This window comes from Jiella sonneratiae (genome assembly GCF_017353515.1).
GTDB lineage: Bacteria > Pseudomonadota > Alphaproteobacteria > Rhizobiales > Rhizobiaceae > Jiella > Jiella sonneratiae.
This window is the reverse complement of record NZ_JAFMPY010000006.1, coordinates 111748-138684: the sequence shown is the minus strand read 5'-3', so window position 1 is coordinate 138684 and position 26937 is coordinate 111748. Positions and strand designations below refer to the sequence as shown.

At 67.4% G+C, this 26937-nt stretch carries 24 protein-coding genes; 5 read left to right on the top strand and 19 right to left on the bottom strand.

The annotated features are described in order from the left end of the window. Positions 1 to 17: 17 nt before the first annotated feature. The 3 genes from J1C47_RS07760 to J1C47_RS07750 form a co-directional block, all read right to left on the bottom strand. Positions 18 to 1292 (bottom strand): TRAP transporter large permease, encoded by a 1275-nt coding sequence (locus tag J1C47_RS07760; RefSeq protein ID WP_207350170.1) that lies wholly within the window; start codon positions 1290 to 1292, stop codon positions 18 to 20. Continuing rightward, positions 1289 to 1801 (bottom strand): TRAP transporter small permease, encoded by a 513-nt coding sequence (locus J1C47_RS07755; protein WP_207350169.1) that lies wholly within the window; start codon positions 1799 to 1801, stop codon positions 1289 to 1291. Before J1C47_RS07755 ends, J1C47_RS07760 begins: the two co-directional genes overlap by 4 nt. 111 nt (positions 1802 to 1912) lie before the next feature. Beyond that, positions 1913 to 2905, bottom strand: a complete 993-nt coding sequence (locus J1C47_RS07750; RefSeq protein ID WP_245396425.1) for a TRAP transporter substrate-binding protein — start codon at positions 2903 to 2905, stop codon at positions 1913 to 1915. A 143-nt stretch (positions 2906 to 3048) separates the two neighbouring features. Here J1C47_RS07750 and J1C47_RS07745 point away from each other — a divergent pair, with 143 nt between their 5' ends. Both J1C47_RS07745 and J1C47_RS07740 read left to right on the top strand, forming a co-directional pair. Further along, on the top strand, positions 3049 to 3765 hold the full coding sequence (locus J1C47_RS07745; protein ID WP_207350167.1) for a GntR family transcriptional regulator: 717 nt from the start codon (positions 3049 to 3051) through the stop codon (positions 3763 to 3765). Between the two features lie 104 nt (positions 3766 to 3869). Then, the gene (locus tag J1C47_RS07740; protein ID WP_207350166.1) at positions 3870 to 5330 is read left to right on the top strand and encodes an aldehyde dehydrogenase family protein; all 1461 of its coding nucleotides are present in this window, start codon (positions 3870 to 3872) and stop codon (positions 5328 to 5330) included. Between the two features lie 83 nt (positions 5331 to 5413). On the opposite strand, the gene J1C47_RS07735 is transcribed toward J1C47_RS07740, so the two are convergent. Continuing rightward, positions 5414 to 6241, bottom strand: coding sequence for a phosphogluconate dehydrogenase C-terminal domain-containing protein (locus J1C47_RS07735; protein WP_207350165.1), 828 nt, complete (start codon positions 6239 to 6241; stop codon positions 5414 to 5416). 100 nt (positions 6242 to 6341) lie between these two features. On the opposite strand from J1C47_RS07735, the gene J1C47_RS07730 reads away from it, so the two are divergent. Beyond that, a complete protein-coding gene (locus J1C47_RS07730) occupies positions 6342 to 7709 on the top strand; it encodes a four-carbon acid sugar kinase family protein (RefSeq protein WP_245396424.1) in 1368 nt (455 codons plus the stop codon). Between the two features lie 103 nt (positions 7710 to 7812). Here J1C47_RS07730 and J1C47_RS07725 read toward each other — a convergent pair whose 3' ends face one another. Further along, on the bottom strand, positions 7813 to 8397 hold the full coding sequence (locus tag J1C47_RS07725) for a sugar O-acetyltransferase (protein ID WP_207350163.1): 585 nt from the start codon (positions 8395 to 8397) through the stop codon (positions 7813 to 7815). 257 nt (positions 8398 to 8654) lie between these two features. Here J1C47_RS07725 and J1C47_RS07720 point away from each other — a divergent pair, with 257 nt between their 5' ends. Beyond that, positions 8655 to 9170, top strand: a complete 516-nt coding sequence (locus tag J1C47_RS07720) for a hypothetical protein (RefSeq protein WP_207350162.1) — start codon at positions 8655 to 8657, stop codon at positions 9168 to 9170. A 78-nt stretch (positions 9171 to 9248) separates the two neighbouring features. Here the strand turns inward: J1C47_RS07720 and nanR are convergent, their stop codons facing one another. The 12 genes from nanR to J1C47_RS07660 form a co-directional block, all read right to left on the bottom strand. Then, positions 9249 to 9989, bottom strand: a complete 741-nt coding sequence (gene nanR / locus J1C47_RS07715; protein WP_207350161.1) for a transcriptional regulator NanR — start codon at positions 9987 to 9989, stop codon at positions 9249 to 9251. A 52-nt stretch (positions 9990 to 10041) separates the two neighbouring features. Next, positions 10042 to 11796, bottom strand: a complete 1755-nt coding sequence (locus tag J1C47_RS07710; RefSeq protein WP_207350160.1) for a D-apionate lactonase family protein — start codon at positions 11794 to 11796, stop codon at positions 10042 to 10044. Beyond that, complete coding sequence (locus J1C47_RS07705; protein ID WP_207350159.1) at positions 11793 to 12812, bottom strand: Gfo/Idh/MocA family protein; 1020 nt, start codon at positions 12810 to 12812, stop codon at positions 11793 to 11795. Before J1C47_RS07705 ends, J1C47_RS07710 begins: the two co-directional genes overlap by 4 nt. A 13-nt stretch (positions 12813 to 12825) precedes the next feature. After that, positions 12826 to 13896 (bottom strand): ABC transporter permease, encoded by a 1071-nt coding sequence (locus J1C47_RS07700; RefSeq protein WP_207350158.1) that lies wholly within the window; start codon positions 13894 to 13896, stop codon positions 12826 to 12828. Beyond that, positions 13896 to 15455: a sugar ABC transporter ATP-binding protein gene (locus J1C47_RS07695; RefSeq protein ID WP_207350157.1), complete on the bottom strand. Its 1560-nt coding sequence runs from the start codon at positions 15453 to 15455 to the stop codon at positions 13896 to 13898. The genes J1C47_RS07700 and J1C47_RS07695 overlap by 1 nt, the downstream gene beginning before the upstream one ends. A gap of 1 nt (position 15456) precedes the next feature. Then, entirely contained in the window at positions 15457 to 16104 is a 648-nt protein-coding gene (locus J1C47_RS07690; protein ID WP_207350156.1) for a DUF2291 family protein, read from the bottom strand. Positions 16105 to 16175: 71 nt separating this feature from the next. Continuing rightward, positions 16176 to 17120: a D-ribose ABC transporter substrate-binding protein gene (locus J1C47_RS07685; RefSeq protein ID WP_207350155.1), complete on the bottom strand. Its 945-nt coding sequence runs from the start codon at positions 17118 to 17120 to the stop codon at positions 16176 to 16178. A 366-nt stretch (positions 17121 to 17486) separates the two neighbouring features. Beyond that, positions 17487 to 18197, bottom strand: coding sequence for an SDR family oxidoreductase (locus J1C47_RS07680; RefSeq protein WP_207350154.1), 711 nt, complete (start codon positions 18195 to 18197; stop codon positions 17487 to 17489). A gap of 52 nt (positions 18198 to 18249) precedes the next feature. Beyond that, complete coding sequence (locus J1C47_RS07675; protein ID WP_207350153.1) at positions 18250 to 19701, bottom strand: aldehyde dehydrogenase family protein; 1452 nt, start codon at positions 19699 to 19701, stop codon at positions 18250 to 18252. A 20-nt stretch (positions 19702 to 19721) separates the two neighbouring features. Next, positions 19722 to 22256 (bottom strand): branched-chain amino acid ABC transporter ATP-binding protein/permease, encoded by a 2535-nt coding sequence (locus tag J1C47_RS07670; RefSeq protein WP_207350152.1) that lies wholly within the window; start codon positions 22254 to 22256, stop codon positions 19722 to 19724. After that, positions 22253 to 23131: a branched-chain amino acid ABC transporter permease gene (locus J1C47_RS07665; RefSeq protein WP_207350151.1), complete on the bottom strand. Its 879-nt coding sequence runs from the start codon at positions 23129 to 23131 to the stop codon at positions 22253 to 22255. Before J1C47_RS07665 ends, J1C47_RS07670 begins: the two co-directional genes overlap by 4 nt. Positions 23132 to 23245: 114 nt before the next feature. Continuing rightward, positions 23246 to 24517 carry an ABC transporter substrate-binding protein gene (locus tag J1C47_RS07660; RefSeq protein ID WP_207350150.1) on the bottom strand — a complete coding sequence of 424 codons (1272 nt, stop codon included), beginning with the start codon at positions 24515 to 24517 and terminating at the stop codon, positions 23246 to 23248. 144 nt (positions 24518 to 24661) lie between these two features. Between J1C47_RS07660 and J1C47_RS07655 the strand changes: the two genes are divergently transcribed. Further along, entirely contained in the window at positions 24662 to 25708 is a 1047-nt protein-coding gene (locus J1C47_RS07655) for a LysR substrate-binding domain-containing protein (protein ID WP_245396423.1), read from the top strand. On the opposite strand, the gene J1C47_RS07650 is transcribed toward J1C47_RS07655, so the two are convergent. Continuing rightward, a complete protein-coding gene (locus J1C47_RS07650; RefSeq protein WP_207350149.1) occupies positions 25681 to 26544 on the bottom strand; it encodes an IclR family transcriptional regulator in 864 nt (287 codons plus the stop codon). The genes J1C47_RS07655 and J1C47_RS07650 overlap by 28 nt on opposite strands. A 9-nt stretch (positions 26545 to 26553) precedes the next feature. Further along, positions 26554 to 26922, bottom strand: coding sequence for a cupin domain-containing protein (locus tag J1C47_RS07645; RefSeq protein ID WP_207350148.1), 369 nt, complete (start codon positions 26920 to 26922; stop codon positions 26554 to 26556). Positions 26923 to 26937: the final 15 nt, after the last annotated feature.

Here is a 26937-nt window from a genome sequence, read left to right as displayed (position 1 = left end):
CGTCTGGATCGCCGCCGTCAGTTGAACAGATCGCGCAGGAACAGCGAGATCGGCGGCACGTAGGTGATGAGAAGGAGCGTCGCGAAGACCACCGTCACGGGGATGACGAGCGAGGCGAACATCCGCTGCACCGGGATCCTCGCCACCTGCGCCGCCGCGAAGAGATTGACGCCGAGCGGCGGGGTGATCATGCCGAGGGCGAGGTTGACGATGACGATGATGCCGAAATGCACCGGATCGACGCCGAATCCGGTGGCGATCGGCGTCAGGATCGGCGCCAGCACCAGGATCGCCGCCGAGGTCTCGACGAACATGCCGACGACGAGCAGCAGCAGGTTGACGAACAGCAGGAAGCCGACGGCGCTGTCGAAATTCGCCTTCGCCCAGCCGCCGATGAGGTTGGGCAAGCCGGAAAGGCTGATCAGGAAGGAAAACAGGCCGGCCGTCGCGATGATAAGCATGATCGCCCCCGTCGAGACCGCCGCCGAGCGGAAGATCTGCGGCAGGTCGGCGACGGTCATCTCGCGATAGACGAAGAGCCCGACGATCAGCGCATAGACCACCGACACAGCCGCCGCCTCGGTGGGGGTGAAGACGCCGCCATAGATTCCGCCGAGAATGATGACGGGCAGCATCAACGCCCAGAACGCGTCGACGAAGCTCTTCAGGATCGGCTGGCTCTCGTCGCCGTCCTGCTTGCCGATGCCCTTCATCCGGCACCAGACCTGCGTCATCACGACGAGCGCGCCGGCGACGAGGAGGCCGGGTCCGATCCCGGCCATGAACAGCTGGGTGACGGAGGTCTCCGTGGCGACGCCGAAGATGATCATCGGCACCGACGGCGGGATGATGACGCCGAGTTCGGCGGAGGTCGCCTGGATCGTCGCAGCCATCGGCAGGGGATAGTTGTGCCGCGCCATCGCCGGCACCAGGATCGCCCCGATCGCGAAGGTGGTCGCCACCGACGAGCCGGAAATCGCCGCGAAGATCATGCAGGTGACGACGCAGGTCGAGGCGAGGCCGCCCTGCACCCCGCCGACCATCGACTTGGCGAAGCCGACGAGCCGGCGCGACACCCCGCCATGGGTCATCAGATTGCCGGCGAGAATGAAGAACGGCACGGCGAGCAGCGGGAAGCTGTCGATCGAGGTGAAGATCTTCTGCGGGATGACGAGCAGCGGCAGCGGCGAGAAGAAGCCGACGCCGACGATGGCGGCAAGCCCGATCGCCACGCCGACCGGGACCGAGAGGACGAAGAAGAAGATCAGTGCGCTGACGAGGCCGGCGTTCATTCGAACGTCTCGTCCCGGGCGGCCGCCGCGTCGCGAAGCTCGTCGATCGGCCGGAAGAATTCGAGGAGGACGCCCGGCACCGCCAAGGCCGCACCGAGCGGGATCGCGGCATAGAACCAGGAGATCGGTACGCCGAGCATCGCCACTTGCTGGGTCGAGACGCGGATCGCCATCGCCGTGCCGAACCAGATCAGCACGCCCAGGAAGACGAGGATCAGCGCCATCACGACGAAACCGACGACCCGCTGGAGAGTGTCCGGCAGGACGCTGCGGACGAATTCGAGCGGGATCATCGCGCTGAGGCGAAACCCGGCACCGGCGACGAGAAACACCATCCAAATGACGACGCCGCGCGCCAGCACCTCCGACCACGCCGCGGCATCGCCGAGGAGGAAGCGGGTGACGACCTGCCAGAACACCAGCAGCGCAGCCACCGCCAGAAGCACGGCCGCGAGATTATGGGTGAGCGCGATGAGCCGCTCGGCGGCATTGACGGCGATCTTCCGCATCGGCGGGACCTCGACGAGGTTTATCGGGCGGCTTCGTGCCCTTGCCGGCGACGCCCGCCCGGCCGTCTGACCGGGCGAGCGCCTGCCGGGAGAGGCGCGCGGCAGCGGCGCCTATTTCTGGGCGTCGCGGATCCTCTGGATCATCTGCTCGCCATATTCCTTGCCGTAGCGCTCGTATGTCGGCTCGACCGCGTCCTGGAAGGCCGCCTTGTCGACGTCCTCGATCACCTCCATGCCATGCTCGCGCATGGTCTTGACGCCGTTTGCCTCGGTCTGGTCGACGACCGCGCGCGTCGCTTCGACGGCGGCCTTGGAAGCCTCTCTGATCCAGCCCTTTTCCTCGTCGGAGAGCTGGTCCCAGTGGATCTTCGACATGGTGATCACCGCCGGCGAATAGACGTGGCCGGTGAGCGTCACGTATTTCTGCATGTCCCACATGTTGTTCGAGACGATGATCGGGATCGGGTTTTCCTGACCGTCGATCGTCCCCTGCTGGAGCGAGGTGAGAACCTCGGTCCAGCTCATCGGCGTCGGCGAGGCGCCGAGCTCCTTGAAGGCGTCGATGTGGACCTGGTTCTCCATGGTGCGGAGCTTCAGGCCCTGGAGATCCGCCGGGGTCTTGATCGGATGGACGGAATTGGTGATGTGGCGGAAGCCGTTCTCCGACCAGGCGAGCCCGATCATCCCCTTGTCCTCGAACTTGGACAGAAGCTCGTCGCCGATCTCGCCGTCGAGGATCTTGCGGGCGCTCGCATAGTCCTTGAACAGGAAGGGGAAATCGAGAGCGTAGATTTCCGGCACGAAGGAGCCGACGGGCCCCGTCGAAGTCATCGCCAATTCGATGGTGCCGATCTGCTCGCCCTCGAGGAGCTCGCGCTCGCCGCCGAGCGAACCGCCGGCCTTGACGTTGACGACGAAGTCGCCGCCCGACAGTTCCTTCATCTTCTCGGCGAACGCCTTGGCGCCCTGGCCGTAGTGGCCGTCCGGCGGGGTCACGATGGCGAAGTTCATCTCCTTCGCATCGGCGATCGTGGTCGCGAGGCCAGTGGTCGCGAGGGCCGTCGTCGCCAGCATCAGGCCGGCGAGCATCGACTTGTAGCTCATCTCAATTTCCTCCCTTGGGCAAGGCCGCAGAACGCGCCGCACGTCTCCCCCGGGCAGCGCCGGCCCCATCGGCCCAGTGTTTACACCAGATATCCGATACGATATTCGTAAGCGACGTTTTCGGAACGGTCAAGGATGCCCCTTTGATTGCGAAAGACGCCGTCTTCGGCACCCGACCGGAGGACCGCTCTCCGCGGGATGCGATCCTGCAGCGCCCGTCGCTCGGCGACGAGGTCTACCAGCGGCTCGTCGACGACCTGATCGCGCTGCGCATCCCCGCCGGTGCGCGACTGTCCGTCGACGGCCTCGCGCGCCGCTTCGGCGTGTCGCAGACGCCGACCCGGGCAGCCCTGATCCGGCTCGAGGCGGAAGGGCTCGTCGTCAAGAAGCAGTTCACCGGCTGGAGCGTCGCGCCGCTCCCCTCGCCCGAGCAGTTCGCCAAGATCTTCGAGCTCCGCTGCCTCATCGAGCCGGCAAGCGCCGCCGGGGCAGCGCGGCTGGCATCGCCCGAAGCGCTCGCCGAACTCGGTTCGATCGCCGAGGAGATGCGCGCCATGGCCGCCGAGGACATCACCGGCCACCGGGCGAAACTCGTCGTCCTCGACAGCCGCTTTCACAGCGCCATCGCCGCCGCCTGCGGCAACGAGTTGATCGAGGACGCGCTCGGGCGGCTGTTCACCCAGATGCACATCTTCCGACTGCGCTATCACTCCGACGTCGCCCAGGCGGTCATCGAGGAACACATCGACATCCTCGCCGCCATCGGCGCGCGCGATCCGGCCCGGGCGGAAACGGCCATGCGGGGCCATATCGAGGCCGGCCGCGAGCGGATCGAGGCGCATCTCGATGCCGCCGACTGAGCGGATCGCACCGCGCGGGGACGACGCGGGGACGCGAAGCGCAATTCACGACGGCGCACGTCCTCGACGCGACCGGTCGCCGAAAGCTTTCATGGGAGGGAACGATGAAGTTGAACACGAAGCTGTGGTTCGATCCGTCCAGGCTTCTCGTCGGAGGGACATGGCGTGACGCGGAGGGCGGCGGATCGATCCCGGTCGAGAACCCCTCGACCGGCGAGGCCGTCGCATCGATCGCCGCGGGAACGCCAGGCGACGTCGAGGCGGCCGTCCGTGCCGCCGAAGCCGCGCTCGACGGCGAATGGGGGGCGATGACCGCGACGGAGCGCGGCCGCATCCTGATCCGCTGGGCACGGCTCGTCGAGGAGCGTGCCGAGACGCTGGCCCATCTGGAATCGACCGATGTCGGCAAGCCGATCACCCAGGCCCGCAACGACGCGACCGCCCTCGCCCGCTATTTCGAATTCTATGGCGGCGCCGCCGACAAGGTGATGGGCGAGACGATCCCCTATCAGGCCGGAACCACCGTTCTGACCCTCCGCGAGCCGCACGGCGTCACCGCCCACATCATTCCGTGGAACTATCCGATGCAGATCCTCGGCCGCTCGATCGGGGCGGCCCTCGCAATGGGCAATGCCTGCGTGCTGAAGCCGGCCGAGGACGCCTCGCTGAGCGCCCTGGCCGTCGCCGCACTGGCCGAGGAGGCGGGCCTGCCGGCCGGCGCGCTCAACGTCGTCACCGGTTACGGCGACGAGGTCGGCGCGGCGCTGTCGGCCCACCCCCGCGTCCATCACGTCTCCTTCACCGGCTCGGTCGGCACCGGCCGGCGCATCCAGTCGGCGGCGGCGGAGAACGTCGTGCCGGTGACGCTGGAGCTCGGCGGCAAGAGCCCGCACATCGTCTTCGACGACTGCGATCTCGAGGCGGCGCTGCCGACGCTCGTCGGCGCCTGCATCCAGGCCGCCGGCCAGACCTGCTCGGCCGCCTCGCGGGTCCTCGTCCAGCGCGGCATCTACGCGGAGGTGAAGGCGAAGATGGCCGCCGCCTATGGCAGGCTCGTCGCGGGACCTGCCTCCGGCGGCTTCGACCTCGGGCCGCTGGTCTCGGGCAGGCAGAAGGCGATCGTGACCCGCTACATCGCCCAAGGCCGCGACGAGTTGACGGTCGCCGCCGAGGGGCGGATCGACGACGACGCGCCGGCGAAGGGCCACTATGTCGCGCCGGTGCTCTTTGCCGACGTCCCCGCCGACCACGCCCTGGCCCAGGAGGAGATCTTCGGCCCGGTGCAGGTGATGATCCCCTTCGAGGACGAGGCGGAGGCAATCCGCATCGCCAACGGCACCGACTACGGCCTCGTCGCCGGCGTCTGGACGGAGAACGGCGCGAGACAGATGCGGCTCGCCCGCCGGCTCCACTGCGGCCAGGTCTTCGTCAACAATTACGGGGCCGGCGGCGGCGTCGAACTCCCCTTCGGCGGCGTCGGCAAGTCGGGCCACGGCCGCGAGAAGGGCTTCGAGGCGCTCTACGGCTTCTCGCGGCTGAAGACCGTGTCGATCAGACACGGGTGAAGGCCAGCTTTTCGATGCGACACGAGGCCGGCGCGATTCTCGCGCGCCGGCCTCGTGTCATCGTCGAGCAATGGCTTCGGGGCTCAGGTGATGCGGCGGATGCTCGCCGCGATCTCGTCGGGCTCGAAGACCTTTTTCCAGTCGTCGCGCATCAGCATCGGCTTGCCGAACTCGATCGCCTTGTTGCAGGCGTCGGAGAACACCCCGTCGACCTCCTCGAAGATCACCGCGCCGAGAATGTTCATGTGGCCGAGCAGGAAGTCGCGGGCGCAATCGCGCGAAACGCCGGTCTTGATGACCTCCTCCATCGCCTCGCGCATGACGACGAGCAGCGAGGCGCAGACGGTCTCCGAGAGGCCTGGTTCCAGATAGGCCATCTGCTCGACGCTGACCCGGTGCGTCCGGTTGACCGGCGCGTAGATCGCCCGTGCGACGCTGTCGCCGATCGCGTAATGCTCCTCCGGCCCCTGCATCAGGGCGTTGACCACCGCCTGCTCCGCGGCGATGCCGCCGAAATGGTCGTTGCGGCCCGCCTCGGTGGTCTCCTTGGTGAAGATCGTCGGGTGGCAGGGATGGGTGACGAAATAGCTGATGTCGGCGCGTTCCGGCAGATGGCCCGCAAAGGGCGCGGCGGCGTCGAGGATGACGACGATCGTTCCCGGCGCGACCTTCGGCACCACCATTCCGGCGACCTTGCCGATCGCCGTGTCCGGGACTGCGAGGACGACGACGTCCGCACCTTCGATCGCCGCGTCCGGCGCGACGCAGGCGGCGCCCACGGCTTCCTTCAGCCGCGCCTGCCCCTCGGGCATCACCTCGACATGGCGGACGTCGAAATCCGTCTTCGCCAGATTGCGCGACAGCCTGACGCCCATCTTCCCGCCGGCCCCGAACAGCGCAATGCTCGTCATCGCCTTCCCCTCCCTGTCAGCCCAACCGGCTTTCATCAACTGGTATGATGAGATAACGATCGGACGGCGAATGTCAATTCCATCCACGATGCGAGGTCCGATGACCGGAAAAGCTGAAATTGCGCCGCTCGTCACATGGTATGGCGACGACTTCACCGGCTCAGCGGCAGTGATGGAGGCTCTGGCCTTTGCCGGCGCCGATGCGGTGCTGTTCACCGGCATTCCGGAAGCCGCGACGCTGGAGCGCTTTGCCGGATGCCGGGCCTTCGGGATCGCCTCGACGGCGCGCAGCCACGGGCCCACGTGGATGGAGGACAATCTCCGCGAACCGCTGCGCTGGCTCGACAGCCTCGGCGCGCCGCTCTTGCACTACAAGGTCTGCTCGACCTTCGATTCGGCGCCGGACGTCGGGTCGATCGGCAAGGCGATCGAGATCGGGCTGACGATTCGTCCGGCAAGCGCCGTGCCGCTCCTCACGGCCGCGCCGCAGATGCGCCGCTACCAGGCCTTCGGCCATCTCTTCGCGGGCACCTATGACGGCGTCTTTCGCCTCGACCGGCATCCGGTGATGGCGAACCACCCGGTGACGCCGATGAACGAGGCCGATCTCCTGAAGCACCTCGCCGCGCAGACGGCCCTTCCCTCAGCGCTGATCGACCTCGAGGCGCTGTGGTCCGGCCCGCAGTCCCGCCTTGAGGCGGCGATCGGCGCCGGCGCGCGGATCCTGTCGCTCGATTCGATGGAGGAGAAAAGCGAGCGGGCCGCCGGCCGGTTGATCTGGGAAAACCGCGACAGGCTCGGCTTCGTGGTCGGCAGCCAGGGTGTCGAATATGCCCTGCTGCGCCATTGGCAGGCGACCGGCCTGATCGATCCGCCCGCACCGACCCCCTCCGCCGGGAAGGTCGACCGGATCGCGGTGATTTCCGGCTCGGTCTCGCCGATGACCGCGGCGCAGCTGCGCTGGGCGGGGGCGAACGGCTTCGCCCTCACCGCCTTCGACGCCGCCGCCGTCTGCGGCAGCGACGCCGCGCTCGCGGCCGAGGAAAGCCGTGTCGTCGCCCGCGCCTGCGAGGCGGCCGCACGGGGGCAAAGCCCTCTCGTCCATTCGGCGATGGGCACCGAAGGCGAAGCGGTTTCCGCCTTCCGGGCGGCGCTCGGCCGAAGCGGCATGGCGCCGGAGACCGCCAACCGGCGCATCGGCGAGGCGCTCGGCCGCATCCTCGACCGCATCCTCACGGAAACCGGCATCCGCCGCGCCGTGATCTCCGGCGGCGACACTTCCGGCCACGGCATGCGCCAGCTGAGGCTCGACGCGCTCACCGCGCTCAGCCCGACCATCCCCGGCGCGTCGCTCTGCACCGCCTACGGCAACGGCTCCCACGACGGCCTGCAGATCGCCCTGAAGGGCGGCCAGATGGGCTCGGAGGATTTCTTCGGCTGGATCCGCGATGGCGGCGGGGCAAGGTAGAGCCGCAGTGGCGCGGAGTTCGAACTCGGCAGGTTCGCTTTTGCCCAGCGCCGGTCGCCGTGAGCCGAGGTGCGGAGATCGAAACTGATTACGATGAAAGTCTTCAAATACGAGCTTTGCGTGCTCCTTCGAGCGCTCGAACGACACGACATGGGTTACCCACCGCAAGCACGTTTGGCGGCAGGTCTTTCGTGACAACGCTCCCAGCACCGACGACCGTATTTTCGCCGATTGTCACGCCAGGGCAGATCAGCGCTCGACCGCCGAGCCAAGCGCCGTCACCGATCAGAACAGGATGAGCCGACTCCAACCCGGATCGGCGCGTTTCAGCGTCCAATGGATGACTCGCGGTGTAGATATGAACGCCGGGCCCGACCTGGACTTCCTCGCCGATCGTGATCGTGTTGCAGTCGAGGAAAACGCAATCGTAATTGACGAATGTTCTCGCGTCGATCGAGATATTGAAGCCGTAATCGCACCGGAGCGTCGGCTTTACGACGGCATCTGTCCCAAGATGACCGAGGAGATCATGAAGGATGGAAACAAGCGCTGTCAGCTCATGGCCGGGCGTCGCGTTGAATCTGGCGAGGAGGTTCTGCGCCCGTCCGTAGGCTGCTCCCAGTTCAGGATCGTTGGCGAGATACAGTTCCCCCGCCAACATCTTTTCTTTTTGGGTTTTGGTGCTCATGCATCCAACCCTACCACGCAGAGGTCACTGCTCGCCACGGAGCTGAATCGGATGCGGAATCTACAATCCCGTCGTGTCCGCCGCCTCACCTGTCATAAGGTTAGGTTATGGAATGCATGAAATCGTGGCGAGATATGCAAGAGAAACCGGCCGTGCGCTCATCATTGCATGATGCGGTCGTTAAAATGCGAAGTCATGCCACCATTGGAACAAGATGCCGGGCTCTGATCGGACAATCTCTTCATGGAGCGTATGGCATGAAAGTTCTTGGCATATATGCGATTTTTGCGTGTCTGGGCGTTCTTTGCGGAGCCTCCGCAGGGTCGGCGAAGGAAGGATCGGGGCTCGACTGGGGCGCTCGTGACCCTACGCCCTGTGTGGCGTTGACCCAAAGCGAACCGCCCACCGCCGAACAGGCTGTTACGCTCGTTCGCTGTTCCGGCGAAGTCGCGGTGGAGGGCACCATGTCACTGATGGAAAACGTCGAGCTCGAGGTTGGCGGGCCCGTTCCTTATCTCGCCATGTACGATCGATATGTCATGGAGGATGCCGACACACGGGCCGACACCTACCCGATCCGAGGCAGCTTTACGTGGTCGACCTGCAAGACACGCCATGATGCCGCGATTTATGGGAACCCCGACCTGAACTGTGCGGAGGCGGACGTGTCGGCAGCGGAGGGACTTTGCTGGAAGACCAGCTTTGCCGAATGGCGCTGCCGGATGAACGGTGCGAGCGTTGCGCGGCGGGAACCCACAGCGCCACCTCGGTAGTTGAATGCTCAACGCGCTGGCGCTGTGACAGAAGTGTGAAACACTCCTGGCAATTCCGTCTCAAATTCTCCACTCGCCTCAGCCCCGTCCCTCGCTGCGGGCGTAAAGCTCCAGCGAGCGGTCGAGGTGGGTCTGCATCATGGCGACGGCGCCCTCGGCGTCATGCGCCTCGATCAGATCGACGATGCGCTCGTGCTCGGTGAGCGTCACCTCCTCCTTGCCCGACCAGTGGAGGAGTGCGGTGTGATACTCGAACAGCCAGCGCAGCATCGCCACGGAGACGGCGGCGATGATCGGGTTTCCGACGATCTCGGCGATCCGCGCATGGAAGGCCATGTCGGTCTCGATGAAAGGCAGCGCGTCCCGTCCGAGAAGCGCGCGCTGGCGGGCGACGAGGCCTCGCAGCTCGGCAACGTCGTCGTCGCTCGCCTTCTCGGCGGCGATCCGCACGATGCCGAGTTCGAACATCCGCCGCGCCTGTTTCAGATGTTCGAGATTGGACGGCACCGCGTCGAGCAGCAGCCGGGCGATCTCGTCGGAACGGTCGAGCACGGTGCCGGCGGTGATCTCGTTCACCCGGCTGCGCTCGCCGTGATTGATAGTGATCAGGCCGGAATTGTGCAGCGACTGCAGCGCCTCGCGGACCGCCGGGCGGCCGACCCCGAAGCGCTCCATCAAGGTGCGTTCCGAGGGCATCGCGTCGCCGGGCCGCAATTCGCCACCGCGGATCATCTCGCGCAGCCGGTCGAGCACCTGCTCGGACAGTTTCCGGCGGACGATCTTGTCCCCTTCAGGACCTGCGGAGAGTTGCGATGCCACGGGCTTTCCTCGAATGCGATGAACCGGCCGGACGGCGCGGCTCTCTCTTCAGCTAGGTTCCCTCCCCGGACCAGCCATAGGGTTCCAATCCACGAAGCGGAGCGTCGGTCAAGTTGGCCGTGAAGCGGCGCTTGCCGAGCACCAGCCTGGCGAGGCCGTCGTCGATCGTCGCTTCCGCCACCGGCGAGCTTGCACACGCGGCCAGTGCCGCGACGACATGGGTCAACGGATGCCAGCCTCCGTCATCGCGGACGATGCCGCGAGGCCCGTAAAGCTCGGCGGGCGTCCAGACGGCGATTTTGGCCGGGGCCAGAGCTGCCGCCAGTCCGAGCGCATAGGCCGCGCCGAAGCGCGCGCGATGGCGCGGATCGTCGTCGGCCATGGCGACGCGGCGGCCCTCGGGGTTCGGGATGGTCCTCGCGCCATAGGGGTTCTGGCGCATGGCGATGGTCGACGGGCCGATCCGATACGGCCGGTCGCCGATGATCGCGCGGGCGGAGCGGGTGATGTGCGGCACCGCCTCGAGCGTCTCGATCACCGCGCGGTCGCCGGCGTCGTGGACGATCGGACAGAGCGAATGGGAAACGAAATCGAGGCGCCCGACCGGCGGGCGCTTGCGATTGAGTTCGGGAAAGAAGCTCGCCATGCCGCCGCCCATCAACGGCGCGGCGAATGCCGCACGCGCCGCCGCATGGATCAGATCGAGCGGCGGGCAGGCCGGCCATGTCGAGCCGGGCGGGGTCGACTGGCGGTCGACCGAGGGGCAGACCATGACGCTTGCCGGCCGCAGGCCCGTCTCCCGCATCGCACCGGCAGCGGCGTCGAGCGGCCCGGCCGGATCGGCAGCGGGATCGTCGCCGAAATCCGCGATCATCTCGATGTCGTAGAGATAGGCCGGCGCGGCGCGCTGCAGATCGGCGAAGGCCGCAAACTGTCCGGCAAGATCGCCGCGCGAGGCGTCGACATGGCAGAGCAGCCGCTGCGGCCCGATCGCCCGGATGTCGTCGAGCCGCCCGAGCGCCCGGCGCGCTTGCTCCGGCGTCAGGAGGATCGCGGTTTCGGGAAAGCGGCAAGCCGCAACCGTCCGGGTCGGGCGAACCGAGGCTTGCGCCGGCTTTCTCTCTCGCCAAGACACCCGCACCGCCTGGCGGATCGTTGCGCCGTCGTCGATCCGGTAGGGCCAGGGCAGCGCCAGCGGCCGGTTGTAGGTCTTGAAGGACGCATCGCCCCACTGGCGCTGATCCTCCATCTCGAAGACGTCGCCTTCCAGCCGGCAGGTGCAGGAGAGGACGCCGACGTGATGGGTGATCGCGGCGATGTCCTTGAAGGGCTGCCACGGCGCGATGGTTTCCGGAAACGTCCCCTCTTCGGTCCCGCCGGCACCGTGAACGACCGTGACCGGCGACCCGGCCTGGCCGGCGATCGGATGCAGGATCGTGAAGCCGGCGCGGTTGGTCTCGAAGACGCCTCGCGCAACCGCCTCGGCCTCGAAGTCGAGACCGTCCGGGCGAAGCGTCAGCGTCAGGCGCGTGTCGAGCCGCGCGGCGCCGTTTTGGAACCGCATCGGGATGGCAAGGCGCAAGCTCGCGCCGTCCGCTTTCTCCTCGACCGGCCCGAGCGTCGGAGCCAGCGTTCCCCAGTCACGGTCGCGGGCGAGGAAGGCGATACGGCGGACGACTTCGCTGCCGCCGACCGCAAGATACCGGACGGCACCGCCGCAAAGCTCGAAGGAGACCGGCCCGAGCCGATACGGCCGGCGCTCCTCCACCGGCTCCTCGGTGCCGTAGAGGGCGACGAGCCCGCTCACAGATCCCCCGGCCGGACCGTTTCGCCGGTCGCCGCCGAGCGATAGGCCGCCTCGACGAGCGCCAGCGTCTTCAGATTGTCCCGGCCGGAGGTCTCCGGCTCGCGGCCAGCGCCGATACAATCGACGAAATGCTGCTGGATCGTCCGGACGCTCTCCTGGATGTTGTGCCAGGGCCTCTCGGCCCAGGAAAGCAGAGGCGGCGAAACGTCGACGACGCTCTCCTCGCCCCTCGCCTGGATCGTCAGGCGATAGCCGGCGTCGAGCCGCAGCGTTCCGTCGGTGCCGTCGATCTCGACGAGCGACTGGGGGAAGGTGTCCGGCACGCGCTTCGTCGCATAGGAGCAGTCGACGACGCTGGTGACGCCGCCGGCATGGGAGAGGAGCATCGTCGCCACGTCCTCGCCGCGGATCTTCGGGTTGACCCGCCGCGTCGTCGCGGCCAGCCGGTCGACGTCGCCGAAGAAGGCCCGGGCGATGTCGAGGATGTGGATGCCGAGATCCTCGATGATGAAGCGCTCGCCCTCGGCGAGATAGGGCTGGCCGGAAAAGACGTCGTAGCCGGAGCGAAAGGAGACCCGCCCGAAGAACGGCTCGCCGATCGCCCCGCCGCGCACCGTGTCGATCGCCCGGCGCACCGCCGACTGCCAGCGGAAATTCTCGTGCACCATCAGGACGCGGCCGGCGCCCTCGACGGCGGCGACCATGGCGCGGGCGTCTTCCATCGTTTCGGCGAAGGGCTTCTGGCAGATGACGTGGAGGCGCATTCTCGCCGCCAGTTCGACCAGCGGCCGATGGCTCGGGACCGTCGTCGCGATGTCGACGAAGTCGAGCGTCTCGGCCTCGAGCATCGCGGCGGCGTCGCGGTAGGTCCGCTCGATGCCGAAGCGCCGCGCGGTTTCCGCCAGCTTCGCCTCGTCGGTGTCGCAAAGGGCGACGATCCCGGCGCCGGGGATCTCGGCCCAGGCGTGGAGCTGGTTCTGCGCGAAGAAGCCGCAGCCGATCAGTGCGCCTTTCATCGGCGAGCCCTCCCTATTTGCCGAGTGCGGCCTGGGCCTGCAGCGCCAGGCGGCTCTCGAAGCGCTGCTGGGCCTGGTCGATCACCACGGCGGCGATGATGACGACGCCCTTGATCACCGTCTGCCAGAAGGCCGAAACGCCCATCATCACCAGCCCGTCCGAGAGGATGCCGATGACGAAAGCGCCGACGATGGTGCCGGCGATCCGCCCGCGTCCGCCGGACATCGAGGTGCCGCCGAGGACCGCCGCGGCGATGGCGTTGAGCTCGAAGGTCTCGCCCGTCGCCGGATGCGAGGCGACGAGCTGCGAGGCGATGATGATGCCGACCAGCGCCGCGCAGAAGCCGGAGAACATGTAGACGAAGTATTTGACCCGGTTGACCCTGACGCCCGAGAGGCCGGCCGCCTTCTCGTTGCCGCCGACGGCGTAGATGTAGCGCCCCAGCGGCGTGCGGCGGGCGATGTAGGCGGCGGCCAGTCCGACCACGATCAGCATCCAGATCGAGATCGGCACGCCGAGGAAGTCTCCCGCCCCGATCAGGCGGAAGGTGTCGGAGCCGTAGGCGGCCTTGCCGTTGAGATTGGGGAAGGTCTCGCCATTCGACGAGAGCATCGCGGTTCCCCGCGCGACATAGAGCGTGCCGAGCGTGGCGATGAACGGCGCGACGTTGAGCCGGGTGATCAGGAAGGCGTTGACGGCGCCGACGGCGATTCCCACCAGAACGACCAGGAAGCAGATCTCGAACGTGTTGAACTCGATGGTGAAACCGAGGCCGAGATCGATGCCGTGGAGGATCAGCCACCCGGCGACCATGCCGCACAGCCCGACGATCGAGCCGACGGAAAGGTCGATGCCGCCCGAGACGATGACGAAGGTCATGCCGATCGCGAGGAAGGCATTGAGCGCGACGTGCTTCGACATGATCACCAGGTTCGCCACCGACAGGAAGTTCGGGGCGGCGAAGGCGAAGAAGGCGAAGACCAGGATCAGCGCGATGAAGGTGCGCGCCTTGAGAAGCACGAGCAGCGCGGCATTCAGGTCGAAGCCTTGATGCGCCGGTCGGGCGAGGGTCTGTTCGGACATCACGATGCTTCCCTGAAACGGCCGGCATGCCCGGCATCCGGCCCGTGGCCGAGGCTGGAGGCTTCGACGAGAGCGGTTTCGGTTGCCTCGGCGCGGTCGAACGCGCCGGTGACGCGCCCGTTCGACATCACGATGATCCGGTCCGAAAGCGCCATCACCTCGTCGAGATCGGAGGTGACGAAGACGATGCCGAGGCCCTCGGCGGCGAGCCTGCGCATCACCCGGAAGACCTCCGCCTTGGCGCCGATGTCGATGCCCCGGGACGGCTCGTCCATCAACAGGATCTTCGGCTTCGTCATCAGAGCCTTGGCGATGACGACCTTCTGCTGGTTGCCCCCGGACAGCGACGAGACCTCGTGCTCGGTCGAGGCGACCTTGACCGTCATCCGCCTGACGAACTCGGCGACGCTCAGCGCCTCACGCTTCAGGGAGAGATGGATGCCGGTCGCGAAAGCCTTGAGGCTCGACAGCGTCATGTTCTCCCGGATCGAGAGGATCTGGACGAGACCGTCCTCCTTGCGATTTTCGGGGATGAGGGCGATGCCCCGGGCGATCCGTCCCGAGACGCTCCGCTCGGCGAGCGGCTTTCCCTCGACGAAGAGGCGGCCGCCATAATGCGTCACGCCGCCGATGATGCATTCGAGAAGTTCGGAGCGACCGGCGCCCATCAGGCCGTAGATGCCGAGGATCTCGCCGGCCCGCAGCGAAAACGACACGTGATCGACGGCAAGGCCGCCGCGGCTCGACGCCAGCGTGATCTCCTCGGCGCGAAAGATCTCCGGTCCGAAGGCGTGTTCGACGTCCTTGGCGAAGTCCTTCGAGGCGTCGCCGATCATGTTGCGGACGATCCAGGCCAGATCGACCCCCTCCATCGGCCGCGCGCCGGTGGCCTGGCCGTCGCGCAGCACGGTGATGTAGTCGCCGATCCGAAGGAGTTCCTCGAGCCGGTGCGAGATGTAGACGATGCCGACGCCGTCCTTGCGCAGCTCGTCGATGACCCGGAACAGGATCTCCACCTCGGCCGAGGAAAGTGCCGAGGTCGGCTCGTCGAGAATGAGGATCCTGGCATTCTGGGACAGGCTCTTGGCGATCTCGACGATCTGCTGCTGGCCGACCTTGAGGTCGCCGACCAGCGTGTCCGGATCGATGTCGTGCTCGAGCCGCCGCATCAGCAGCCGCGCCTCCTCGCGCTGCACCCTTCTGTCGATGTCGATGCCGGCGCGCGTCCTCTCCCTGGCCATGAAGATGTTGTCGGCGACGGAAAGGTTCGGAAAGAGGTTCAGCTCCTGAAAGACGATGCCGATGCCGTGCCTGGCCGCGTCGTCGGTGGTCCGGAAGACGACCTCCTCGCCGTCCATCAGGATGCGGCCCTCGGTCAGCCGCTCGACCCCGGCGATGACTTTCATCATCGTCGACTTGCCGGCGCCGTTCTCGCCGACGAGCACGTTGACGGCCCCCATCCGCAGGTCGAAATCCGCCGACTTGAGGGCGACCGTACCCGGATAGACCTTGGTGCCGCCGCGGATCGACAGGCCGACGGGATGCTCGCTCGCCACCATCTCAGCCGCCGATCGTCAGCTTGGTCGGAACGAGCTCGATGCTCGCGGCATCGCCGCGCAGGGTGAAGACGCCCTCGAAATGCGCCGTCTCACCGGTCGGATCGCTCTCCGGCAGGCTCAGCCGGCCATGGGCGACGTCGTTGAGGGCGTTGGCGAGCTTGGCGAACTCGATCTGGTCGCGGAAGTCGGTGAAGTTGATGAACGGCATCGCGTCCCGCAGCGCCGTGCCGCGGATGACCGGCCCGAGCTGGATCGTCACGTCGCCCTTGCCGTCGCCGTCGGTGTCGACTTCGAGCTTGGCCGCGCGGCTTTTCAGCTTCGCCCCGACGATTTTGCCCTCGCCGGACACCGCAAAATTCCAGGGATTGGCTTCGCCCTCGGGCCTCAACCCGTAGGCTTCTCCCGCCTTGTCGGCGCTTTCGGCGACAAGGCCGCGCAGCTTCGCGAGCGGCACGACGTGTTCTTCGATCACCGGCACGACCTTGTTCTGCCAGTTCTCCTGCGCATAGGCGGCCATGCGTGCCTCGTCGGTCTGCGGAACCGCCTTTTCTCCGGTTTCCGAAGCCGGCTTGTCCCAGACGATGGTGAAGCCCGAGAGGCATGCGAAGGCGGCGGCGGCAAGGATCGGCCGCGCGATCTGACGCAACATGAATGCCCTCCCGTGAGCATCGAGGCGCCCGGCGCCGGAGACGCCGGGCGAGATGGCCTTCGACCGAGATCTCACTCCGAAAGGGCGAAGGTTTCCAGAGCTTTCGCATTGGTTTCGTCGATCAGGATGCAGTCCATCAGCTGCTTCTCCTGCTGGCCGGTCGAACCCGTCTTCAGGTACTGGTCGGCCTGCTCGACCGCGAGTTGCGCCTCCCGGTAGGCCGGCTGCAGGACCGTCGCCTTGATGCCGCCCTTGATGATCGAGTCGCGGACGTCGTTCGAGCCGTCGAAGCCGACGAGGATGACGTCGGTGCGCCCTGCCGCCTCGAGTGCCGCCCAGGCACCCATGGCCATGGTGTCGTTGCCGGAAATGACGCCCTTGATCTTCGGATTGGCCTGGAGAATGCTCTCCATCTTCTCGTAGGCCTCGGTCTGCGACCAGTTGGCGGACTGCTGGGCCACCATCTTCATGTCGGGATACTGGTCGATGATGTCGTGATAGCCGGAGGAGCGGATGCCGGCATTGGTGTCGGCCTCGCGCCCGACGAGCTCGACATAGGGACCTTCCTCCCCCATCAGCTCGACGAACTTCTCGGCCCCGAGCTGGGCACCCTGGTAGTTGTTGGAAACGATCTGACTGATGGCGATGCCGCTTTCCTTGATCTCCCGGTCGATCAGGAAGGACGGGATGCCGGCATCCTTGGCCCGCTGCACCGGCGCGACGGTGGCGTCGGCGCCGGCATTGTCGAGAATGATCGCCTTGGCGCCGCGGGCGATCGCCGTGTCGAACATTTCCGACTGCTTGTTCGGGTCGTCGTCATGAACGAGGACGATGGTGTCGTAGCCGAGTTCCTTGGCGCGCTTTTCGGCGCCGACGGCCTCGGCCTTGAAGAAGGGATTGTCGTGGCTCGGCGTGATGATCGCCATCAGCCCCTTGTCCTGGGCAAGCGCCGGGCTCGCCAAGAGACAGGCAGCGACGGCGAGTGCCGACACGAATTCGCGGCGTGTCATGGTCATGTACGGTCCTCCCGATCAGTCTGCGTCCTCCTCGACCCAGACTTCCCTGATCGGCAGCAACCTCGATATTTCTCATCATCATGTCAACAGGTATGATGATCGCATAAGACGCTTTTCAATCCGTCGGGCTCGGCCGCGGCGGCGCCGGCGTCCGGATCGAACACGACTTTCCGCGCACTGCTTTCCCCTCAGCCGCCTGACGTCCGTGTGGTGACATCGCTGCAGCCGGTCGGTGGCGGTCCGCCGGCTTCGGGGGACACGACCCGACTCTCGCCGACGAGTATCCGATGCCATGAGGGAGTGTCCGTCCGCCGACCGAGTTCCGAAAAGAGATGGAGGCGCCGTCATGCAGATCAGGCCGTCGCTTCAGATCAGCCCGCCATTCGGCTGGATGATCTGGCCGTGGACCCAGGAGGACCGGTCGGAGGCGAGGAAGCTGACGACCTCGGCGATCTCTTCCGGCCGGCCGACCCGGTTGAACGGGCTCATCGCCGCCGAGCGCGCCACCGCCTCGTCGTTCTTGCCGGCCCGGAAGAGGTCGGTGTCGACCGGCCCCGGCGCCACCGCATTGACCCTGACGCCGCGGCCGGCGAGCTCCTTCGCCAAGGATCGCACGAGACACTCCACCGCCGCCTTGCTCGCGCTGTAGGGGCCGAGGCCGGGGGCGGCATGGCGCACCAGCGAGGTCGTCAGCGCGACGATCGTGCCGCCGTCGGCGACCTCGTTCGCCGCTTCGTGCAGGATGTTGAAGGCGCCGACGATATTGACCTCGACGAGCCGGCGGAAGCTTTCCGGATCGAATTTGCCGAGCGGCGCCGGCGGCACGTTGATGCCGGCATTGGCGACGACGCAGCTCGGCGCCGCGCCGAAATCCGTCCTGACCGCGGCGAACACCCGCGCGACGTCGGCAGGGTCGGTGATGTCGGCCTTGTAAGCCTTCGCGCCGGCCGCCGCTGCGGGCTCCCGGCTGACATAGGTATAGCCGACCTCGAAGCCGTCGCGGGCGAGCGCCGAAACGCTCGCCGCGCCGATGCCGCGCGATCCGCCGAAGACGAGGGCGATCTTCTTGTCCTGCATGTCATGCTCCTTGGTTTGCCGCCGGATGCTGCGCCTGCAGCCTTCCGGTCAATCAGGCCGAGATCGAGACGATCCGCTCTTCCGTCATTTCGTGGATGGCATAGCGCGGCCCCTCGCGGCCGAAGCCGGAATCCTTCGAGCCGCCATAGGGCATCATGTCGACGCGCGAACTCGACGTCTCGTTGACGTGGACCCCACCGACCTCGAGCCGCCGGGCGGCGGCAAAGGCATCGGCGAGCCGGTTGGTGAAGATGCCGGTGGCGAGCCCGTAGGGCGTCGCATTGACCCGGTCGATCGCCTCGTCGAGGGTCGCGAAGGGCAGGAGGCAGACGACCGGGCCGAAGATCTCGGCGCAGCCGACCCGCATCGACTGATCGACGCGGTCGAGCAGCGTCGGCGGGATCACCGGGCCGTTGCGGGCGCCGCCCGCCAGCCGTTCGGCGCCGCGCGACACCGCCTCGTCGATCCACGCCTCGACCCGCGCCGCCTCCTTCTCGCTGATCAGCGGGCCGACCGTCGTCTCCGGATCCGCCGGATCGCCGAATTTCAGCGCCTTCACCAGCGGCGTCAGCCGGGCCTTCACCGCATCGAAGATCGCCTCGCTGACGAGAAGCATCTGGATCGACGTGCAGACCTGGCCGGCCTTGCGGTAGCCGGCGGCGACGACCTTCGGCAAGGCGCGGTCGAGATCGGCATCGTCGCACAAGATGGTAAAGGCGATCGAGCCGAGTTCCATCTGGGTCCGGCGCAGCCCGGCCTGGCGCTGGATGCCGAGCCCCACCTCCGTCGAGCCGGTGAAGGCGAAGAAGCGCAGGCGCGCATCGTCGAGGAGACGCGCCGCGATGCCGCCGGGGCCGTGCAGGACCGACAGGAAGCCGGCCGGCATGCCGGCGTCGACCAGCGCCTCGGCGAGCATGCAGGCGGTCAGCGGCGTGTTCGAGGAGGGCTTCAGCACCACCGAATTGCCGGCGGCGAAGGCCGGGGCGATCTTGTGGGCGACGGTGTTGAGCGGCGAGTTGAACGGGGTGATCGCGGCGACGACGCCGAGCGGCACGCGCAGCGTGAAGGCGAAGCGGCCGTCCTGGTTCGGCGCCCCCTCGAAGGGGATGACCTCGCCGGCGAGCCGCTGCGCCTCGACGCCGGAGAGTTTGAGCGTCTCGACGCAGCGCGTCACTTCGCCCGAGGCGTCGGCGAAGGTGAAGCCGGCTTCCGCCTGCATGGTCTTCACGAAGCCGTCGCGCCGCTCCGAGACCAGCTGCGAGGCGCGCTGCAGGATCGCCCCGCGCTCGTAGGCACTCGGGGCGCCGCGGCGGAATGCGGCATGCGCGGCATCGACCATCGCCGTCACCTGGGCGGGCGTCGCCGCGGCGATCTCGGCGACGGGCTCGAGGCGGTACTTGTCGAGAACGGTGAAGCTTTCGCCCTCCCCCGGCGTCCAGGCCCCGTCGATGAGCAGATGGCCGCGGTCGAAGGCTCCGGTGGCAACGTTCGTCGTCAATGTCATGGCGTCCATCTCCAAACCGGTCAGAGCCACAGGATTTGTTTGCGATAGTCGAGATCGTTCAAAAGGTCCGCCGCCGGCCCCTCGTGGAAGACCGCGCCGTTCTCCAGCGCGAACACCCGGTCGGCGAGCGCCAGCACGAGGTCGAGATTGTGCTCGACGATGAGGATCGAGACCTCCCGGCGCAGCGTGTCGAAGACGGTGAAGAGCTCTTCGACGACTGCGGGCGCGAGGCCCTCGAAGGGTTCGTCGAGCAGAAGAAGGCGGGTGTCGCCCGACAGCGCCCGCGCCACGGCCAGCATCTGCTGCTCGCCGCCCGACAGGACGTCGGCATGGGTGTGCATCCGCTCGCCGAGCCGCGGGAACATCTCCAGGATCCGCTCCGGGCTCCAGGCGACGCCGTTCTCGCCCCTGTTCGCCCGTGCCAGGCGCCCGAGGCCGAGATTTTCCGCCACCGTCATGCCGGCGAAGATGCCGCGCCCCTGCGGCACGTAGGAGACGCCGAGCCGGGCGATGTCCGGTGCGGCCATGCCGGCAAGTTCCCGCCCGTCGTAGACGATGTTCCCGGAGGCGGGCGGCACGAGGCCCGCCAGCGTCTTCAGGAAGGTCGACTTGCCGGCGCCGTTGCGCCCGAGGAGCGCGACGATCTCGCCGCGCCGAAGGTCGAGCGAGGCGTCGTTGAGGATGTGGCTCTTGCCGTAGAAGGTGTTGACGTCACGGACGTCGAGGAGCGTCGCCTGCGGCGCCGAACCCGGCGCGGCGCGGCCGGTGACCACCGGCGTTCCGGTGCCGGTGTAGATCTCCTGGACGCGCCGGTTGCGGCGGATCTCGTCCGGACAGCCGGTGACCAGCACCGCGCCCTCGTTCATGACGGTGACGTGGTCGGAGAAGCCGAGCACCCGGTCGATGTCGTGCTCGACGATCAGGACGGGAATGTTCTCGGCGATCGTCCTGACGAGTTTCGAGACCCGCTCGCGCTCCGCCGCGGCGAGACCTGCGAGCGGCTCGTCGAGCAGCAGGACCTGCGGCCGCGAGGCGAGCGCGATGCCGAGATCGACGAGGCGCTGGCCGCCATAGGAGAGGTCGCCGCCCTTCACGTCCTCGATGCCTTCGAGCCCGAGAAAGCGGACGAGTTCGGCGGTATCGGCATGCAGCCGGTCGTAGGTGTCGATGTCGCGCCAGAAGCCGAAGCGGCAGGAGTGCCTGGCCTGCGCCGAGAGCCGGAGGTTCTCGTAGATCGTCAGGTTCTTGAAGAGGTTGGTGATCTGGAAGGAGCGGGCGAGCCCCTGCTGGCAGATCGCATGCGCCGGCAGGCCATGGATCTCGCGCCCGTGCAGCCTGATGGCGCCGGCGGTCGGCGCGAAGCGGCCGGAGACGAGGTTGAAGAAGGTTGTCTTGCCGGCGCCGTTCGGGCCGATCAGCGCGTGGATCTCGCCGGCGTCGAGGGCAAGGCTCGCCTCGCGCACCGCCTTGAAGCCGCCGAAGCGCATGGAGACGGAATCGGCTTCGAGCACCCTTCCTGCGGTCTTTTCCGGGCGCAGGAACGCTGGCAGCGCCAGGCCCTCGTGGATCTTGCGGCGGCTCATCGCCGAGCTCATCTCCGGCAGCGGCCGCCAGCGGCGCGACAGCCGCTCCCAGGCGCCGACGAGGCCGCCCGGCGTGTACATGACGAAGCCGACGAAGATCAGCCCGAACCAGAGCAGCCAGTTCTCCGTCCAGATCGAGAACATCTCGCGGAAGACGATGTAGAAGGCGACGCCGATGGCCGGGCCGAGGATGTTGTGCATGCCGCCGATGACCACCATCGCCAGCATCTCGCCGGAAAGCTCCACCGACACCGATTCGGCGGAGACGAGATAGTGCTGGAAGGCCGACAGCGCCCCGGCGAGCCCCGTCACCGTCGCCGACAGGACGAAGGCCGCGAGCTTGTAGCGGTCGACGGCATAGCCCTGGAAGGTCGCGCGCATCTGGTTCTCGCGGATCGCCGCGAGGACGTGGCCGAAGGGCGAGCGCATGACGCGCAGGAGGAAGTAGAGGACGGCGAGGCCGATCACCGCCACCAGCGCGTAGTACCAGCGGGTGTCGTCGAAATCGATCGGCCCGAGACTGCCGCGGTCGAGGCCGCCGAGCCCGTCCTCGCCGCCGGTGACGGCGGTCCAGCGGAAGGCGACGGTGTAGGTCAGTGCCGACATGGCCAGCGTCATCAGGGCGAAATAGACGCCGCGGCGGCGCAGGATGAGAAGGCCGACCGGCAGCGAGATCGCCGCGACGGCGACCATCGAAAGGAGGATCGGCAGGAAGATGTCGCCGGGCAGCCAGTATTTCTGGGCGAGCGCCGCGGCGTAGGCGCCGACGCCGAACCAGGTGGAGTGGCCGAAGGAGACGAGCCCGGTCTGGCCGATCAGGATGTTGAGGCCGAGGACGGCGATGGTGAGGATCACCAGCACCGCGGCAGTGTTGATGGTGAGGCCGATCAGCGGCATGGCGAAGGGCAGCAGCACGACGGCGGCGGCCGCGATCAGCAACGGGCGGTACCGCGAAAGCAGGCGGGCATTCATAGCTCGAACTTCTCGATCGGCTCGCCGAGGAGACCCCGCGGACGCAGGATCAGCACCAGGAACATCAGGACATACATCGACGCTTCGCCGGCCGACGGGAGGAAGTGGATGGTGACGCCCCGCACGACGCCGACGAGGAGGGCGGACAGGACGACGCCCCAGAAGCTGCCGAGCCCGCCGATGATCACCACGACGAAGGCGACGGTGATGATGTCGGCCCCCATCGCCGGATGGACCGTGGTGATCGGCGCGAACAGCGCCCCGCCGAGGGCCGCCATGCCGACGCCGAGCATGACGATGCTGGTCATGTAGGGCTGCAGCCGGATGCCGAGCGCGGCGACCATGTCGGGGCGCTGGATGCCGGCCCGCACGACACGGCCGAAGGCGGTCTTGTGCAGGAGCAGCCAGAGCGCCGCGAGCACCAGCGCGACGATCGCGAGGAGGATGAGCCGGTATTTCGAAAACAGCATGTTGCCGACGATGACGGCGCCGTTGAGCGCCTCGGGAATGCGCGCCGGCAGCGGCGCCGCCCCCCAGACGATGCGGATGATCTGCTCCGCCACCATGGCGAGGCCGAAGGTGACGAGCAGGCTGAGGATCGGATCTTCCTCGTAGAAGCGGCGCAGGATGAAGCGCTCGAAGAAGATGCCGAGGACCGCGACGAGGATCGGCGAGACCACCGTCGCCGGGCCGAAGCCCAGCGTGTGGCCGAGCGTCACCGCCAGATAGGCGCCGAGGGCATAGAAGGCGCCGTGGGCGAGATTGACGATGCCGCCGACGCTGAAGATCAGCGACAGGCCGAGCGCGATCAGCAGGTAGTAGCCGCCGAGCACGAGCCCGTTGACGACCTGCTCCAACAGGAAGATGAGCTGCATTTTAGGGTTCTGCCTTGGCACGATGCGCGGGCGCGGCGGGCGCCCGGCGGTCACTTATGGCGGGCCGCGGAACGTGCCGTTCCGCGGCCTCCGCGCGTCACGGGTCTGCGCGCGTCACAGTTGGCAGGGATTCTGCTCCTCGGTCGGATAGATCGATTCCAGCGGCTGCTCGGGGCCGGGAACCGCGGCGCCGAGTTCCATCATGTCCTGCTCGTCCTTCATCTGGTCGTCGGGCTTGACCGTGAAGGGATAGGCCTCCTGGACGAGCTGGTGGTCCCAGGGCCGGAAATAGGCCTCGCGCGCCTTCAGGATGTCGAACTTCGCCCCGCTTTCCAGATAGTCGACGAGCTTCTCGCTGTCGGTCGACTTCGCCTCGTTCATCGCCTGGGCCAGGAGCTTCAGCGAGACGTATTCGATCCAGGCGTGGTTCTCGGGGAGCTTGCCGAACTTCTTCTGGAACTTGTCGACGAACTCCTTCGACGCGGGAACGTCGAGCGTGTGGTACCAGACCGTCGGCCAGGTGCCCTTCAGATTGCCCGGCCCGGCGGCCCAGGCGTCGGCGGTGTTGAGGTTGAAGCCGACGATCGGGAAGGGAATGCCGAATTCGGCGTATTGCTTGACGAGGTTGGTCACCTGGTTGCCGGCGAGATTCGAGCAGACGATGTCCGGCTGCGCCTGGCGGATCTTCAGGAGATAGGGGCTGAAGTCGGTGACGTCGGTGGCGACCAGCTCGTCGCCGATCAGCTCGGCGTCGTTGCGCTCGAAGAAGTCCTTGGCGGCGCGCAGCAGGTCGTGGCCGAACACGTAGTCGGCGGTCAGCGTGTAGAACTTCCTGCCCTTCACCATGTCGTCGCGCTTCAGGGCGCTGCCGACGGCGTTGACCATCACGGTGTTCGGAATGTCACTGCAGAAGAGATAGCGGTTGCAGCTCTTGCCGCGCAGCGTGTCCGACCGCGGACCGGTCGCGAGGAACAGCTTCTTGTTGCGCGCCGCGACCTGGGAGATCGCCAGCGCCGAGGCCGACGAGATCTCGCCGAGGAGTAGCACCGAGCCGTCGCGCGTCAGCATGCGCTCGGCCTTGGTCGCCGCGGTGTCCGGATTGATCGAATCTTCGGAATTGACCTGGATCTGGCGTCCCATGACGCCGCCGGCGGCGTTGATCTCCTCCGCCGCCATCTTGATGCCGAGCACGGCATAGTCGCCCAGGGCTCCGAGAAAGCCGGTCAACGGCGTCAGATGGCCGATGGTGATGGCGTCGGTCGACTGCGCGCGGACGATCGAGGGCATGCCGAGAACCGTCGTCGCGGCAATTCCCGCGCCGAGCCGCAGGGCGGTCCGGCGATTGACGTCCGGGCTCGGCCCGGCGCTCGAATTCCACTTGTCCATATCTCTCCTCCCAGATCGATGGTGGCTCTTTTCTTGCCCGGTCGCGCCGCCTCCGGCCCGGCGATCGACCAGGTGGCGCCAGACTAGGAGGCGCAGAGGCGAAGCGAAAATACGAAATAGCGAGAATGGCTATAAGCTGGACGTATGGCCAGAAACGCGCTCAGATGGGCGATGGACATCCGCCAACTCCGCTATTTCGTGCAGATCGTCGAAGCCGGGAGCCTGTCCAAGGCATCGCGGCAGCTTCTGATCGCGCAGCCCGCTCTCAGCCAGCAGCTGGCCAAGCTCGAAGGCGAAGTGGGCAAGCCGCTTCTGAACCGCTCGTCGAAGGGCATCTCGCCGACCCGCAACGGCATGGCGCTCTACCACCACGCGCGCTTCATGCTCCGCCAGCTCGACCAGTCGCTGTCGATCGCACGCAGCGAGGCGGGCGCGGTGCAGGGCATGGTCGCGGTCGGCCTGCCGGCGACGACGGTCTCCGCCATCGGCCTGTCGCTGGTGCGCCGCATCCGCGACGCCTATCCGAGCATCCTGCTCAACGTCGTCGAGGGCATGAGCGGCCACATCGGGCAGCTCTTCCGGCTCGGCCAGCTCGACCTCGCGATCCTGTTCAGCAACGACGCGGCGCGGGACATGGTCGTCGAGCCGCTCCTGGAGGAAGAGCTCTTCCTGATGCTGCCGCGGCACAGCGATCTCGTCCCGCCGGATCGCGAGACGATCACCATCGCGGAAGCCTCGATGCTGCCGCTGATCCTGCCGACGGCCTCGCACGGGCTGCGCCAGCGGATCGCTTCGGAATTCGAGAACCGCGGCCTGCCGACCGACGTCGTCGCCGAGATCGACTCGCTGTCGCTTCTGATGAACAGCGTCTTCGACGGCATCGGCGCCACCATCAAGCCGATGGGCGCGATCATGCACGAGGGTGCGCGGGGCCGCCAATGGCGGCACCTGTCGTTTTCCGATGCGAGGTTCCGCCGCCGCAACTTCCTCTATTCGCTGCCCGCCGGCCGGATGACGCCGGCTGCGGCCGTCGTCGCGGACGAACTGAAGGCGGCGGCGCGCGAACTGGTGGCAAGCCGCGTCTGGGCAGGCTTCGACAGCATCACCGCCACGCCGCCCGCCCGGCGCGGCGGCGCGGCGAAGGCAAAGCCTGCACCCGCCCCTCAGGAGGCGCCGTCGCGGTCGGCATGACCCAGCGCCGCCGACAGCCGGCGCGCCGCGGCGCGAAGCTGGTCGGAGCGCTCCTGGAGATGGGCGGCCATCCGCCAGATCGGACCGGAAACGCCGATCGCGGCGAGCGGCCGGCCGGCGAAATCATGGACCAGCATCGCGATGCAGGAGACGTCCGGGTCGAGCTCGCGGCGGTCGTGAGCGATCCCGCTCGCCCGGATCGCGGCGATCTCCCGGCGCAGCGCCTCCGGTTCGGTGATGGTGTCGGGCGTGAACCGCTCGAGGCTCAGCGTCGGCAGCAGCCGTTCGAAATCTTCTTCGGGCATCGCCGACAGGAGCACCTTGCCGATCGCCGTCGCATGCGCCGGCCTGACGGCGCCGCCGCGGTCGGAAAGCTGCAGGAGGCCGGTCGCCGCCTTGCGGGCGACGACGACGATGTCGCGTCCGGAGCGGACCGCGAGATGCGAGGCTTCGCCGGTCGCCGCGCTGAGATCGGCGAGGACCGGCGAAGCGAGGTTGAGCAGCGCCGCCTCGTCGAGCGCGCCCGCCGCGATCGCGAAAAGCCGGCTGCCGACCCGGTAGCGCCGGTCCCGCTCGCCCTGGTCGATGTAGCCGAGGGCGACGAGGGTCTGGATCAGGGCGAAGGCCGTGCTGGTGTGGAGCCCGACGGCGGCGCTGAGATCGGCGAGCGCGATTCCGCCCGGATGCCGGGCGACGGTGTCGAGAATGGCGCCGGCCCGCACCAGCGACTGGATGCCGCCGCTCCGCCCCGAAGCCGCCGGGGCGGCGGGCGGGCGGCCGGTCGTGACCGCGTCCTCCCCTGCCCCGGCGGCGGCCGCCTTGCGGATTCTCGGCATTTTTCGCCCCTATTCGTCCTTCACCGGCGTCGTCACGACGATGAAGGTCAGGTCGCCTAGCCCGGTGTTCTCGATCGAGTGGAAGGTGCCGGGCGTGATGAAGACGACGTCGTTGCGGCGCACGACGCGCTTCTCGTCGCCGATTTCCATCAGTCCCTCGCCGTCCAGCACGTGATAGACCTGTTCCTGCACCTTGTGCGCATGCCGCTCGACATAGGCCATCGGCTGGTAGGTCGAGATCCGATAGTCGATCTGCCGCGATCCCGTGGTCTCCGGATGCACAAGCGCCTTCGACAGCGCACTGCCGAAATGGTTGGGAAACTGCCGCCAGGGCTCTTCGGCGATGTTGCGGATGCCGGACTTGTAGTCGTCGCTCATGATGTCTCTCCTTGC